Raw genomic sequence first — 14267 nt, 5'->3', positions numbered from 1 at the left:
CTTAAGCTGACACTTTGAGTTTTAGTTCTTCAACTTCGACTATGTTTTCCAAATAATTTTTGCTTAAATCATAGCATGATAATAGTTTATTGACGTTTTCAATTATAGCATCCAGTTCTACTTTATCGTAAAGTTGCGAGTTTAATTTGTTTTGGAAATACATTAAACATTGCCTATCTAACTCGTTTAAACTATAGTGAATTTTTCTCATTGCATCATTCACTGCATTGTAAATGTGTTTTCTTAAAAAGAAAAAAGCGATTCTGTAATTGTATAATGTCTTTTCCGTTATGATTTTTTCTAATTGCATTGTCGAATAAGCAATATACATTTCATTATAAAGCAAAATATCAGATTTTTCACCATTTCTAGCTGGATATATTTGTTCAATTAATTTTAAATAAGCATTCATAAATTATCCTTTAAGGTTAATTAATTATTAAAAAATTACTTTTCGGGATGTTGCTTGTTCAATCAATATTAGTGAGTTTATTAATTGATTCGAATAGAAATAATGCAATTAATTTGCAAATCCTATATGAGAATTGTTGTTTTTTTTACACCAACCAGTTAGTTTATTACACGAAAAGGAAAATTACTACTTAAAATATGTTATTTTTTTTTCTTGTATATCCAATAATAGTATATTGCATTCTATAAACAAACCAATGCAAACTACTTCTTAACCAAACTAATAGAAATGAAACGAGCATTCTTATTAGTTTTTTGTGTAGCTTTTTTATTATTTAAAAGGGGTTACAGCCAAAGTATTTCCAATGAAGGAACAGATTTTTGGACTGTATTTCCTACGCATGTTCCTAGCGGTGGCTCTTTGGCAAGTTTGGTTGTTTTTGTAACATCCAAGTATGATACTGAAGTTACGGTTACTTGCGGCGCTTATTCTTCGGGAATTACTGCAATTCCTGCGAATACTTCTGTTGGTATTCAGGTTAATAGAAACGATTCTTATATAGATTTGAATGATGCAAATATGGTTTTAACAAACCGCGGAATTCATATCGTTGTTACACCCGGAAAACCCAAAGTTGCCGCTTATGCACATGTTTTTGCCGGACATAGGTCTGCTGCATCACTCATATTACCTTTTGAAACATTGGGTCAGAAATATTTTTCAGTTAACTATACTCAGAACATTGCATCCAATAATAACAACAACAATAATAATAATAATTCCACTCAGCAGGGCTATAATTATTTAACACTCATTGCAGTAGAGGACAATACAGTTTTATTATTAAAGGAAAAAAACAACGTAAACAGAACAATTACCTTACCCAAAGCAGGCGATGTTTACGAATATACTTCTGGCCTTGATGATTTAACTGGCATATCTGTAGAGACAGATCCTGGCACATCATCTTGTAAGCGATTTGCGGCATTTTCTGGTACTTCTAACATTGTTATAGGGAATTGTACGAGTTCTGATCCGCTTTATCAGCAAATTTATCCAGTTTCAAGTTTAGGTAAAACGTATGGTATTATTCCATTTATTAATCAATCATATATTTATCGGGCAATAGCAGTAGAAGATAATACAAAAATTTATGAGAATGGGACATTGATTGCGACTTTAAACAAGGGTAATTTTTACAGTTCTCCAAGACTTTCAACACCAAATTATATAACAGGAGATAAAAATTTCCTATTAAGCCAGTACATGTATTCAGTAGGTTGTGCAACTCCAAATGGTACCAATGCTGGTTTTGGCGACCCGGATATGGTTATTTTAAATCCTGTTGAATTTAGTGTCAATAACATCACCGTGTTTTCAGCTACAGAACAAGATATCAGGCAGCGATATTTAAATGTTTTAATCAAAACGAATAAAACAGCATCTTTTAAGATAAATGGAATCGTTCCAAACATATCATGGACAACTCTTTCGGGTAATTTGTCTTTTGCCCAGGTTCCGGTTACTGATAGAAGCTTAACGCTTACCGCAGACGATGGATTTAATGTTATTGCTTATGGTTATGGCGATACAGAATCCTATGCTTACTCTGCCGGTACAAATTTGGCCTCAAACAATTACCTTACAGTAGTTAATAATGTAAAACAGGAGGAATATCAAAACGGCTGCGTTAATACTGAAATCAGTTTCAAAATAAACTTGCCATATAAGCCAGATAAGATTACTTGGACACTTGATAATGAGGTTACAATAATTACAACAAATGAACCTGAAGTTAAACTTATCAACGGACAAACTTTTTATATTTACAGTTATCCTGATAAGAGAAATTACATTACAGCTGGAGAACACAAGCTTAACGTTGTTGCGCATGTGCCTAATAATGCAACGAATTGCCAAAGTGGAGATTTAGAAACAAACTATGTTTTTTCTATATACGATTTACCGACTTCAAGTTTTGAAGCTGATGCTTCTGGTTGTGCTAAAACAGATATTTCTTTTACAGATAAAAGTATATCAAACTCTACCGAATTTCAAGTAACAAACTGGCTCTGGGATTTTGGAGATGGTGCAAAATCAGAAGAAAAAAATCCTAAACACCAATACGCGTCAGAAGGAAATTATACGGTAACATTATCTGTAAAAGCTGGTTCCGGTTGCTATTCTGATGTTTATAGCAAAACAATAACAGTTTATCCTCTGCCAGTTTCTAAGTTTTCATCAACATTAAATACTTGTATAAATACCGATTATTTTGTTACGGATGAATCCACAATAAGTTCTGCTAAAACTGTAAATAAAATCGTTAATTGGCATTGGGATTTCGGCGATAATACAGTTATTGATAAAACAGATAAGACCCCATTTGCACATAAATATACATCAATCGGCACATATAAAATAACGCTTATAACTACATCTTCAAATGGTTGTGTTAGCGATGTTTTTTCAAAAGATGTTATTGTTACTAACTTACCTGTTGCAGATTTTACAATGCCTGATGTTTGTTTGAAAGATGCTTTTGCATTATTTACAAATAAGACTATAGATGCCGATGGCATTACTGGTCCGATAAAATATGAATGGGATTTTGGAGATGCATCGTCTACGTTGACAAATCCAAATACCTCAACAGAAAAGGATGGTAAGCATACTTATTCAAATTTCGGGCTATACACCGTTACGCTGAAAATTACCAATGTAAATGGCTGTGTTAATTCACAATCAAAAAGCTTTACAGTAAATGGGGCTGTAGAAAAAGCGGATTTTTCAGTTCAGAATTCAAATAATCTGTGTAGTAATAGCCCAGTAGTAATCAATAATTTATCAAAAGCATTTTTTGGCAAGATTACGAAAATTGATATTTACAAGAATTTGGATGGAGCTCCAGAAGAATTTTTAACTTATGATTATCCAACGGGAGAAAATATTAACCTGGTTTATGCTGCATTTGGTGGCAACAGCAATAAAGATTTCAAAATTAAATTAAAAGCTTATTCTGGTACAGACTGTTTCGAGGAAGTTGTAAAACAAATTACATTAAAGCCAGCGCCAATCTTAGAGTTTGCTGATATTCCTTCCGCTTGTCAAAACGATGGTTCCATAATCGTAAATCAAGCGAGAGAAATTTCAGGTATAACCGGAAATGGCACTTATTCTGGCGACGGAATTGATACTGAAGGAAACTTTAATCCAAAAAAAGTTCAGCCTGGAGTACATGTAATAACCTATACTTTTATTGCCGCTAATGGTTGTACAAGTGTTATAAAAAAAGATATTAACGTTCATCAATCTCCAACCGCAGATATTGGTGTTTCTACAATGTATATATTAGCTGGTGGTCAGGTTACCATTCCAACAATTGCCGATGGCAAAGCGTTAACTTACAACTGGACACCCTCTTTAGGATTAAATCGCGATGATGTTTTGAATCCAATCGCATCGCCTGATAAAGATACACAGTATGAACTTACAGCAACAACAAGTGAAGGTTGTAAAGTGATAACTTCGGTTTTGGTAAAAGTTTTGCAAGCACTTATTCCACCAAGTTCCTTTACACCAAATGGTGATGGGATTAATGATATTTGGGATGTTAAATATTTAGATACATATCCAAATTCAACCATCGAAGTTTTTAACAGAAACGGAAACAAAGTATTTTACAGTGTAGGTTACAAGTCTCCATTTGACGGGAATTATCAAAATCAGCCTCTACCTGTCGGCGTTTATTACTATCTTATCAACCCAAGAAACGGGCGTAAAACAATTACCGGACCTCTCACCATAATCAGATAAAGTTGAAAAAATATATACTAATAATAGCCGTTTTTATAAGTTTTAATGGGTTTTCTCAACAAAAGCCTCAATATACTCAGTATATTTTTAATCAATATCTTTTAAATCCTGCCTTATCAGGAATAGAAAATTATATTGATTTTAAGGCTGGTTTTAGGAAACAATGGGCAGGAATTAACGATGCACCTCAAACTTCTTTCGTTTCTGCACATTGGGCTTTGGGCGATAATCAACTTTGGAGCAATGCCTTAACATCTTTTCCTGAGCAAACCGGTAACCCGATGGATAGAAACTATATGCAAAATTATACTTCCTCGCCTGCGCATCACGGCATGGGGTTTACAGTTGTGCAGGATAAGGCCGGTCCACTTTCTAGGCTTGATGCTAATGTTACTTATGCTTACCACTTGCAATTAAATAACGCTTTTAATCTCTCATTAGGCGCCGCTGCTGGTTTATCAAATATTAGATTGGATATTAACTCCTTAACGTTTCCAGATAGCCAAAGCGACCCTGCATTATCAAATACAATCGTTAGTCAGTTAAGACCGGATTTAAGTGTAGGTTTGTGGTTATATGGTGCGAGACTTTTTGCCGGGGTATCTGCACAACAGGTTTTATCACAAAAATTAAGCTTTACAAATTCTGATAATTACAATACTGGCAAGGAGGTACCGCATTTCTTTGCAACTGCCGGTTATAAGTTTTTTATGGACGACCAAATTGCAGCTATCCCTTCTATAATGGTAAAATATGTACAGCCGGCGCCAGTTTCTGTAGACATAAATATGAAGATTGCTTTTAAAGATAAAGTATGGTTAGGCGGAAGCTACCGAAAAAATGATTCATTCGCCGCAATGGCTGGATTTAATATAGGCAAGATGGTAAATCTTACTTATTCTTATGATTTTACTACTTCTGATTTGAATACAGTAAGTAATGGTAGCCATGAAATTGTACTTGGCTTAATGCTGAATAACATTTACAAAGTACCTTCTTATATTAAAATGTGGTAATTGGTTTTTGTTGGCTTGATTGTTTAGTAATCAAGGTGCTTTGGAATAACCCAAAAAACTAAACAACCAAAAAATCAGGCAACTACTAAAGCTCTTTTCTAAGTCTGGCAACCGGAATATTCATTTGTTCACGATATTTAGCAACAGTTCTGCGGGCAATATTATAACCGCGTTCTTTTAAAATATCGGTAAGTTTTTCATCGGCAAGAGGCTTGCGCTTGTCTTCATTGCCAATACAATCTTCAAGAATTTTTTTAACTTCTTTATTCGAAACTTCTTCGCCATTTTCAGTTTGAATTGCTTCCGAGAAGAAAGATTTTAGCAGAAATGTACCAAACTCTGTTTGAACGTATTTAGAATTTGCAACCCTCGAAACGGTTGAAATGTCCATATCGATTTTATCAGCAATATCCTTTAAAATCATTGGACGCATTTTGCGTTCATCAGCGGTTAAAAAATATTCGTATTGATAATGCATAATCGCATTCATGGTTTTCAATAAAGTTTGCTGTCTTTGCTTAATCGCATCGATAAACCATTTAGCCGAATCTAACTTTTGTTTCACAAACTGAACAGCTTCTTTCAGTTTTTTATCTTTAGCTGAGGCTTTATCGTAATGCTCAAACATTTCCTGATAGGAGCGACTTACCTTTAATTCAGGAGCATTTTTTGAATTTAAAGTTAAAATTAAAATGCCATCATTATTACTGATGTGAAAATCAGGAATAATTTGCATTTGTTTTGTTGTAACTTGGTTTGCGTCACCAGGTTTTGGATTTAAACGAAGAATTTCATTAACAACTTCTTTTAACTCCTCACTATCAAGATTTAAGCTTTTTTCAAGCTTATCGTAATGTTTTCTTGTAAATTCATCAAGATAATTTTCTACCACATTCATTGCTTTAACAATTATGGGGTTACTTGTATCTTTTCTTTTTAGTTGAATAAGAAGGCATTCCTTTAAATCTCTGGCCCCAATTCCCGGAGGGTCGAAGCTTTGAATTAAACGAAGCATTTCTAAAACATCTTCTTCCTCAACCATTACATTTTGAGAGAAAGCAAGGTCATCAATCATAGAACTTAAAGGCCGACGTAAATAACCATCATCATCTAAACTTCCAATAATTTGCTTACCTACAATAAAATCCTGATCTGAAAGCGGAATTAAATCTAATTGTTCTTGTAAACTTTCAAAAAATGTACTTTCTATAGCAATTGGCGTTTCTTTTTTCTCTTCATCATCATCGCCATTGTTGTAATTAGTACTGTAATCATTGGCAGAATCGTCTTGCAGATAATCATCAACATTAAATTCGTCCATGCTATTATCTTCTGATGAACTTTCATAGTCTTCAGGACCATCATTTAAATCATCATATTCGCCTTTAGGTTCATCAGCTGTCATTAAACTGGGGTCTTCCAAAGCCGGATTTTCTTCTAATTCCTCTTTTACCCTGGTATCTAAAGCAACAGTTGGCACCTGTAGCAGCTTAATAAATTGAATTTGCTGAGGTGATAACTTTTGTAATAATTTTTGTTGTAAATGTTGCTTTAGCATGTTATTCTTTAGTATTCGGCAAAAATAAGGAATTGTTGGCAGATAATCTTTAGGATGTATTTATAACTTAACAATTTTTTAATTTATTGTTAGTTAAAGTTGGTCCAATCGTTTTTAAGTTTATATTATAATTGTTACTTTCGTTAAAAAACAAACTAAAACTAAAATTATGGGAATTGTTAAAGAATTCAAGGATTTTGCAGTTAAAGGAAATGTTCTTGATTTAGCTGTTGGTGTAATCATAGGTGCGGCTTTTGGAAAAATTGTAAGCTCACTTGTTGAAGATATTATTACGCCTGCCGTTTTAGGTCCGGCTTTGAAAGCTGCAGGCTTAGAAGATTTAAGTAAACTGGTTATTCCTGGTACAGCAATTAAATATGGTAATTTCTTATCGCAGGTTATTGCATTTATTATCGTTGCGTTTGTTTTATTCTTAATTATTAAAGGTGCTAACAATCTTAAAAAGAAAGAAGTTGCTGCACCAGCAGCGCCTCCTGCACCAACTAAAGAAGAGATTCTTCTTACAGAAATTAGAGATGTTTTAAAAGCAAAAGCATAAAACCTTAAAAGGTTTGCAAGTAATTGCGAGCCTTTTTGCTTTAATAACTTCTTCTAACTTTTGGGTTTGTGATAATTACATAATCAGCAAGATTCTTGTATTTATTCCAATCTGGATTTTCAAAACCTACATCAGAAAAAGCTGAAATATTAAGTATTTTAAGTTTTGGTGCATAAGCGTTAAGTTTTGCCAAAGTCCCTAACTTTTCATCGCTATGAAAACGACCATTTAATTGAAGAATTTTACTCCCTTTATTTGCTTTGGCATATTTAGCTATAGTCCATGCCATCGTTGCATCCCAAAGATTTTGGGTTTGATAAATTTTCATAGGCCCCATGCTGTGTCCGCCAAGTGTTTCCATAAATTTATCGTTATACCTTCCGGTAGCAGTATCAATTGGTAAAGTTGGTAAAAATATAATTGAACTTTTTGGGAAATTTTTTAATGCCTCAAGTCCACCGTTAGTTACCGCATTACTATATCTCGTTGCGGCATTTGCAGCAATAACATCAATTTTATTCGTCTTTGCATACTCAATTAATGGTCTGTAATCTTTGTAATTATTCCAGGCTCGCCCTTCTTTAATAAAATTCTTTTCTGATATTAAATCTGCAAGGTATTCGTTAACAACTTGTTGTATATCGGTGTGGAACATTTCAAGGCTCAATGCTGCTTTCTTTGGATATTTTTCATTTAATTTTTTAAATATTGTAGCTTCTAAATAATGTCCAATTGAATCATTGTGCTCTTCACCAAAAAAAAGCACATCAGCTTTGCTCATATCATTAATAATATCATCAACTGATATTGTTTTTTGTTTTCTGGCATCATAAATTTTGTAGTTTGATTCAATTTGCTGGCCGAAACATGCAAAGGAACATAATAATGCTGTGATAAATAGTGGAAATTTCATGCCTTCAAAATACTAAAATATTTTTCACCGATAAAATGAGGTTATTTACCTCTATTTTTTGCTTTTCTACAGATATGAGTTATCTGGCTTAATTTCTTATAAATACATTTGGTTATTAATAATTACACAAAATGGAAACTTCAAATAACAACAATATAAATAATAACTATTCTGGTAGAATGCTTAGCGGCCTTATTATCATTTTAGTTGGATTAGGTTTTTTGGTTAGAACAATGGATTTAGATATCCCAAGGTGGATATTTAGCGGCTCGAACCTTTTAATTCTTTTAGGTGTGTTTATCGGTCTTAGAAATAATTTTAAGGGAATAGGTTGGTTAGTGTTGGTTCTGATTGGCGCTTATAATACTATTGATAATATGCATCTTGGTTTTGATGCTTCTAAATATGCTTTGGGTGTTGGTTTGGTTATCGTTGGTTCCTATCTAATCTTTAAGCCTAAAAATGGTAAAACAACATTTGGTTTCGGAAATCCTAAAAGTGAAAGTTTAGAATCAACAGATAAATCTTCCGACAAAAAAATGGATAACGATTTTATTGAGGCCATTGCCGTATTCGGAGGAAGTCATCAAACCGTATTTTCGAAAAACTTTAAAGGTGGAGATGTGACCGCAGTTTTTGGCGGAGCCGATATAAACCTTACACAAGCCGATTTTAATGAAACAGTAAAATTAGATGTTACAGCAGTTTTTGGCGGGATTAAACTTATCATCCCTCAAAATTGGGCAGTACGCTCGAACGTGACTGCAATTTTTGGTAGCGTTGAAGATAAAAGAGGAAGCCTAATGCCAAATTCGGAAATTCAGAAAACTTTGATTTTAGAAGGAACAGCAATGTTTGGAGGGATTGAAATTAAAAGCTTTTAAACTTTTGCGAAATATGAGGCAAAATAATCTGCCTAATATTTTTATAAAACCACAATGAACTAATCCACTAAACTAAACCTATAAATTTTGACAACAAGACCGCTTTCAGTTCCTCAAATACAGAAAATATCTCTTGGTATTGCACTGTGCTGGACTATTTTGTGTGCCATTGGGATACACTATGTTGTAAATTTTTCGTGGATTATTGCGATAACGGATAGTGCTATAAATAATTTTTTACTCGCCATTGCTTGCATTAGCATTAGTAATATGCTTGGTTACTATCAGCCAAAAAATGAAAGAATAATGTATGTGCTTATTATAACGCTTGCATTAACTTTTGTAATTGTTTATCTGTCTAAATATGGTTTGTTTTACATTTTTACCGATTTTAAAGACTATAAAGATTTCTATAATTTTTCGTTTGCTTTTAGAGGGTTAATTTCTTTTATGTGTTTGGGGTGGTGTGCATTGGCAAATATTTTGTGGTATCGGTTAGAGGAACAATCAGAAACACAATCGAGGTTACTTGCAGCACAAAATTTAGCCAAAGAGGCCGAATTAAATAAATTGAGGCACCAACTGCAACCACACTTTCTTTTCAATAGTTTGAATTCTGTTTTTGCATTAACAATGGTTAATCCAAAAGAAGCCGGAGTAATGATTACCAAGCTCGCATCTTTTTTACGTGGTACACTTAAAAGGGATGATGAATTGTGGGTTTCGGTAGAGGATGAAATGGAATATATTCAACTTTACCTTGATATTGAAAAGGTTAGGTTTAGTCATCGTTTAAATATTGAAGTTAATGTTGATGAAGACACACATAGATTATGTTTGCCAGGCACATTGTTGCAGCCAATTGTAGAAAATGCCATTAAATTTGGTCTTTATAATACATCAACTGCAATAACTATTAAGGTTGATGTAACTGTTAACGATAATATTTTGCAACTGCGTGTGCAAAATCCATTTGATCCTGAAATGAAAGCAACTGGTGGAACTGGGTTCGGTTTAACTGCAATTAAAAGGAGATTGTACCTGCTTTTTGCAAATCCTGAACTTTTAAGAACCGAAATTGAGGCAAATAATTTATATATTACAACCTTAAAAATTCCTCAAAAAAATGATCAGGACCATATTAATTGATGATGAGCCTTTAGCCAGAGATATTGTTAAATTCTACCTTTCAGAACATAAAGAAATTGAGGTAGTTGCAGAATGCTGCGATGGTTTTGAAGGTTTGAAAGCAATTACGCAGCATAAGCCTGATTTGATTTTCTTAGATATACAAATGCCAAAAATTAGTGGCTTTGAAATGTTGGAGCTTGTAGAAGATAAACCAGCCGTAATTTTTACAACTGCTTTTGATGAATACGCAATTAAGGCTTTTGAGGTTAATGCTGTAGATTATTTATTAAAGCCGATTGATAAAACAAGATTTGATGCAGCAATCAAGAAATTACCTGCAAGGTTAAATCAAACAGAGAATACGGAGGCCGTTTTAGATGCTGCAGCGCTTAGTCCGAGCCAGAATAATAGAGTTGTGGTTAAAAAAGATGGCGTAATCAAAATTATTCCAGTTGCCGAAATTAATTACTTCGAAGCTGATGATGATTATGTTAAACTAAGTACAACTGAAGGTTCTTTTTACAAGAACAAAACGATGGCTTATTTTGAGAAAACACTTGATGCGGAAGTGTTTATTCGTATTCACCGTTCATACATTATAAATTTAGCTCAGGTAACTAAAATAGAATTGAAAGAGAAAGATAGCTATGTGGTTTTGCTTAAATCGGATATTTGGTTACCGGTTAGCAAAACTGGTTATGTAAAATTGAAAGCGGCTTTAGGTTTATAGGCTTTTTGCACATTAATAGGAGCAGAGACAGTTTTAATTTAAACCCGACTCTAGCGAGAAAGCCCCGATTTTCTCGGGCTTGAAGCGAAGGGGGGACCAATTTTGAAAAGAATTACTACATTTGCTTTTCGATTAGAAAAATAATAATTAAACAGACTTGCATTTATAAATGAATACTTTTATATTTGCACCTCTTAATTTTGAAATTAATAAGATAATATACAGTCATGAAAAGAACATACCAACCTTCGCAAAGAAAGAGAAGAAACAAACACGGCTTCCGCGAAAGAATGGCAACAGCTAACGGCAGACGAGTATTAGCATCACGTCGTGCTAAAGGAAGAAAAAGATTAACAGTTTCAGACGAGCGTAAGCATAAAGCATAATTTTTGATTGCTTTTCTGTAATTTCAGAAAAGGCAGATCAAATCTGCAATTATCAGTCAAAAAAACATGTACACATTCAGAAAAGAAGAACGGTTATGCAGCAGGAAATATTTAGAACTGCTGTTTAGAAACGGTTCTTCTTTTTTATTATATCCATTTCGAGTTTCATACATTTTTATCGAAGATAAAATTGAAGTTCCCGTTCAGGTGGTAATTAATGTGCCAAAAAAGCGGTACAAAAAGGCGGTAGACCGTAATCTTTTAAAACGTCGCATTCGCGAAGCTTATCGATTAAATAAAGCACAAAAATTTTATGCTCTTTTACCAGAAAATAAGGGTTTGCTATTATTTTCAATTCAATTTGTTGGTAAGGATAAATATGATTTTGCCTTGATTGAGAAAAAACTGATTTCTACATTTAAGCGTTTTCAAAATTTAATTAATCCGGATGAAGCTAGTAAATAAAGTATTTGGCTGGTTTTTTTTAGGTTTGATAAAAGTTTATCAATATGCAATTTCGCCAATGCTAGGTGCTAATTGTAGGTTTACGCCAACATGTTCGCAATATGGCATCGAGGCAATCAAAAAATATGGACCATTTAAAGGCGGTTGGATGGCTTTAAAACGAATTGGTAGGTGTCATCCTTGGGGTGCTCATGGCCATGACCCGGTGCCTTAAATCAACCCTACCTTAGGTTTATATCATGGTGTAAACATTTACCATCTCACATTTTCCATTTCTTTAATATCTTTGCGTTATGGCTAAAATACTTCAAATCGAAACGGCAACTTCTGTTTGCTCTGTTGCTTTATCTATCGATGGAAAAACAATTTTTGTTAAAGAAGAAATTGGTCAAAATTTGCACGCAAGCAAGCTAACGTTATTTATTGATGAGGTTATAAAGTCAGCTGGACTAAGCTACGGTGATTTGGATGCTGTAGCAATTAGCAAGGGTCCAGGCTCTTACACTGGTTTAAGGATTGGTGTATCTACCGCTAAAGGATTGTGTTATGCTTTGGATAAACCCCTAATTGGAATTGAAACGCTTAAGATGATGGCTGCCGGATTTGTGGAGCAAAACCCAAATTATAATGGTTTAATTTGCCCAATGATTGATGCCAGAAGGATGGAAGTGTATACTTCTGTTTTCGATAATCAATTAAATGTTTTAGAAGAAACTTCCGCCAAAATTATTGATGAAAACAGTTTCGAAAACTTCCTATCTAACCAAACTGTAACATTTATTGGAGATGGTTCTAATAAATGTGCCGAAGTTTTAAATCAACAAACTGCAAAATTCAATAACAATAATTTTAACTCAGGCAATAATATGTCGACTTTAGCCTATCAAAATTATCAAATCGGTAATTTTGAAGATGTTGCTTATTTCGAGCCGTTTTATCTTAAAGATTTTGTTTTAACACAACCAAAGAAAAGGGTTTAAAACAGATTATTTCCTCTTGAAAATTGAAAATAGATTTTTAAAGAAACTACCACCTTCGTTATCATTTATTCCTGGCATAACATCACTAAATTGTGGGTGGTTTACAGTATTTCCGAATTTTATTCCCAAACCCATATAAAATGAAGCTCCATTTGCGCCACTGCCAATTGTTCCATCTCGTTTAATCAGTCCGGATGCTGTACTTGCAGAAGAAAGCAAATTATCAGTTCCCATAAAAAACTCAAAATTTGGAGTTTGATATTTACCCTGCAATCCAACCATAAATACACTATTTAAGTTATAGAGCGGTATTACGCTTCCAGATAAATTATTATAATTGAAAGTGTTTATGAAAGCAATATCGCCACCACGATAAAATAAATTCTTTGAAACAGCTATTCCAGGTTTGTAAAAGCCATACGTTTTTGATAGGTAAATATCTGCCTTGGCATTTGTTAGCGCTGTGAATTTTTCCGGTTGTTCATTAAGTTGGAAAATATCTCTAATTTCTTCGTTAGTATTGCTTTGTCCTTCTTCTAAATTAATCTGTTTATTTGTGGATACGGTAGTTTTGTGTGTATTATTTCGCCACCAAATAAAGCCTAGATCCTTAACGTTCGCCATTAAAAACAAGCCTTTTTTGGTTGTGTAATTTGTACTAAAGCCCACTGAAATTCCTGGATTTTTAAATTTAGGAATAAATGTATTTCTGTTAATTTTATTTTGGTCGTTAAAATTGGCGGAGTAGGTTCCGGTCAGGCCAATATCTAAAGTATTAGTTTCTGGATTTATATATAAATATGAATCAGAAATATTTAAATCATTATAAACAATACCACTTAATAAGCTGGCTTTGACCCCAAAAGCTAAACGCTTGTTATAGTTTTCGCGGTAAGTAAAACTAAATTGATGGTAAGATTGCTGATATCCGTTGGTGTTAAAAATATCATTTAAAGCTTGTTGTTGAGGGAATCTTCTATACGAATCAAAAATGGCTAATGTTTCATTGGTGTAATTAATTTGCGCATCCGAACGGATTTGCCATGCAAAGCCCATTTCTTTTTGATATTTATATGATTTGAATACTCTTAATGTGAGTACGTACATATTGCTATTTTCGTATAACCGATTTATCTCTCCTGTATTAATCGGTAACGAGCGAGTATCGTTTACACCTTCGTTAATCAATTTTCTAACTACATCCTCAGAACTGCCTGTATTTGCAGCATTTACGCCAAAGTATGGTAAGAAAAAATTCGAAGAAAATTTCCTGGAAGAATCTAAAACAAATGATTTTTGAGATGGATTTTCAAAGGCATCAAACATAGTTTTAGTGCCAAATAATGCATATTGCTGGCTAAAAGATGTTTGATAAAATAAGATAATAAGTGCGGCAAGTAAAAGTTTCTTCATTAAA

General features: G+C 33.4%; 14 protein-coding genes. 10 read left to right on the top strand and 4 right to left on the bottom strand.

The genetic code is table 11. From position 1 onward, the window contains the following. Position 1 precedes the first annotated feature (1 nt). Complete coding sequence (locus QWY86_RS18945) at positions 2-412, bottom strand: hypothetical protein (RefSeq protein WP_290244428.1); 411 nt, start codon at positions 410-412, stop codon at positions 2-4. 288 nt (positions 413-700) lie between these two features. Between QWY86_RS18945 and QWY86_RS18940 the strand changes: the two genes are divergently transcribed. Further along, positions 701-4228 (top strand): PKD domain-containing protein, encoded by a 3528-nt coding sequence (locus QWY86_RS18940; protein ID WP_290244427.1) that lies wholly within the window; start codon positions 701-703, stop codon positions 4226-4228. 2 nt (positions 4229-4230) lie between these two features. Next, positions 4231-5244, top strand: coding sequence for a PorP/SprF family type IX secretion system membrane protein (locus tag QWY86_RS18935; RefSeq protein ID WP_290244424.1), 1014 nt, complete (start codon positions 4231-4233; stop codon positions 5242-5244). Positions 5245-5329: 85 nt separating this feature from the next. On the opposite strand, the gene rpoN is transcribed toward QWY86_RS18935, so the two are convergent. Then, positions 5330-6802, bottom strand: coding sequence for an RNA polymerase factor sigma-54 (gene rpoN / locus QWY86_RS18930; protein ID WP_290244423.1), 1473 nt, complete (start codon positions 6800-6802; stop codon positions 5330-5332). Positions 6803-6971: 169 nt separating this feature from the next. Between rpoN and mscL the strand changes: the two genes are divergently transcribed. After that, the gene (mscL, locus tag QWY86_RS18925; RefSeq protein ID WP_290244422.1) at positions 6972-7361 is read left to right on the top strand and encodes a large-conductance mechanosensitive channel protein MscL; all 390 of its coding nucleotides are present in this window, start codon (positions 6972-6974) and stop codon (positions 7359-7361) included. Positions 7362-7401: 40 nt separating this feature from the next. Here the strand turns inward: mscL and QWY86_RS18920 are convergent, their stop codons facing one another. Continuing rightward, positions 7402-8274: a ChaN family lipoprotein gene (locus tag QWY86_RS18920; RefSeq protein WP_290244420.1), complete on the bottom strand. Its 873-nt coding sequence runs from the start codon at positions 8272-8274 to the stop codon at positions 7402-7404. Positions 8275-8405: 131 nt separating this feature from the next. Between QWY86_RS18920 and QWY86_RS18915 the strand changes: the two genes are divergently transcribed. From QWY86_RS18915 to tsaB, 7 genes are all read left to right on the top strand, one after another. Then, positions 8406-9158 (top strand): LiaF transmembrane domain-containing protein, encoded by a 753-nt coding sequence (locus tag QWY86_RS18915; RefSeq protein WP_290244418.1) that lies wholly within the window; start codon positions 8406-8408, stop codon positions 9156-9158. 87 nt (positions 9159-9245) lie between these two features. Further along, complete coding sequence (locus tag QWY86_RS18910; protein WP_290244417.1) at positions 9246-10307, top strand: sensor histidine kinase; 1062 nt, start codon at positions 9246-9248, stop codon at positions 10305-10307. Beyond that, positions 10285-11019 carry a LytR/AlgR family response regulator transcription factor gene (locus QWY86_RS18905; protein WP_290244415.1) on the top strand — a complete coding sequence of 245 codons (735 nt, stop codon included), beginning with the start codon at positions 10285-10287 and terminating at the stop codon, positions 11017-11019. The genes QWY86_RS18910 and QWY86_RS18905 overlap by 23 nt, the downstream gene beginning before the upstream one ends. Before the next feature lie 227 nt (positions 11020-11246). Then, the gene (gene rpmH, locus QWY86_RS18900) at positions 11247-11405 is read left to right on the top strand and encodes a 50S ribosomal protein L34 (RefSeq protein WP_010601723.1); all 159 of its coding nucleotides are present in this window, start codon (positions 11247-11249) and stop codon (positions 11403-11405) included. 66 nt (positions 11406-11471) lie between these two features. Continuing rightward, positions 11472-11870 (top strand): ribonuclease P protein component, encoded by a 399-nt coding sequence (locus QWY86_RS18895; protein ID WP_290244410.1) that lies wholly within the window; start codon positions 11472-11474, stop codon positions 11868-11870. Next, positions 11854-12084, top strand: a complete 231-nt coding sequence (yidD, locus tag QWY86_RS18890) for a membrane protein insertion efficiency factor YidD (protein ID WP_290244409.1) — start codon at positions 11854-11856, stop codon at positions 12082-12084. Before QWY86_RS18895 ends, yidD begins: the two co-directional genes overlap by 17 nt. Positions 12085-12163: 79 nt before the next feature. After that, entirely contained in the window at positions 12164-12850 is a 687-nt protein-coding gene (gene tsaB / locus QWY86_RS18885) for a tRNA (adenosine(37)-N6)-threonylcarbamoyltransferase complex dimerization subunit type 1 TsaB (protein ID WP_290244408.1), read from the top strand. A gap of 6 nt (positions 12851-12856) precedes the next feature. Here tsaB and QWY86_RS18880 read toward each other — a convergent pair whose 3' ends face one another. Then, positions 12857-14263 carry a DUF5723 family protein gene (locus QWY86_RS18880; protein WP_290244407.1) on the bottom strand — a complete coding sequence of 469 codons (1407 nt, stop codon included), beginning with the start codon at positions 14261-14263 and terminating at the stop codon, positions 12857-12859. Positions 14264-14267 lie beyond the last annotated feature (4 nt).

Origin of the sequence: Pedobacter aquatilis (assembly GCF_030409415.1) — a bacterium.
Taxonomy (GTDB): domain Bacteria; phylum Bacteroidota; class Bacteroidia; order Sphingobacteriales; family Sphingobacteriaceae; genus Pedobacter; species Pedobacter aquatilis.
The sequence above is the reverse complement of the archived record's forward strand: the minus strand, read 5'-3'. Positions and strand labels throughout refer to the sequence as shown.

Excerpts from the sequence above, each read along its gene's own strand:
- QWY86_RS18945 (WP_290244428.1), bottom strand. The coding sequence starts at position 412 with ATGAATGCTTATTTAAAATTAATTGAACAAATATATCCAGCTAGAAAT.
- QWY86_RS18940 (WP_290244427.1), top strand. The coding sequence starts at position 701 with ATGAAACGAGCATTCTTATTAGTTTTTTGTGTAGCTTTTTTATTATTT.
- rpoN (WP_290244423.1), bottom strand. The coding sequence starts at position 6,802 with ATGCTAAAGCAACATTTACAACAAAAATTATTACAAAAGTTATCACCT.
- mscL (WP_290244422.1), top strand. The coding sequence starts at position 6,972 with ATGGGAATTGTTAAAGAATTCAAGGATTTTGCAGTTAAAGGAAATGTT.
- QWY86_RS18920 (WP_290244420.1), bottom strand. The coding sequence starts at position 8,274 with ATGAAATTTCCACTATTTATCACAGCATTATTATGTTCCTTTGCATGT.
- QWY86_RS18915 (WP_290244418.1), top strand. The coding sequence starts at position 8,406 with ATGGAAACTTCAAATAACAACAATATAAATAATAACTATTCTGGTAGA.
- QWY86_RS18905 (WP_290244415.1), top strand. The coding sequence starts at position 10,285 with ATGATCAGGACCATATTAATTGATGATGAGCCTTTAGCCAGAGATATT.
- rpmH (WP_010601723.1), top strand. The coding sequence starts at position 11,247 with ATGAAAAGAACATACCAACCTTCGCAAAGAAAGAGAAGAAACAAACAC.
- QWY86_RS18895 (WP_290244410.1), top strand. The coding sequence starts at position 11,472 with ATGTACACATTCAGAAAAGAAGAACGGTTATGCAGCAGGAAATATTTA.
- yidD (WP_290244409.1), top strand. The coding sequence starts at position 11,854 with ATGAAGCTAGTAAATAAAGTATTTGGCTGGTTTTTTTTAGGTTTGATA.
- tsaB (WP_290244408.1), top strand. The coding sequence starts at position 12,164 with ATGGCTAAAATACTTCAAATCGAAACGGCAACTTCTGTTTGCTCTGTT.
- QWY86_RS18880 (WP_290244407.1), bottom strand. The coding sequence starts at position 14,263 with ATGAAGAAACTTTTACTTGCCGCACTTATTATCTTATTTTATCAAACA.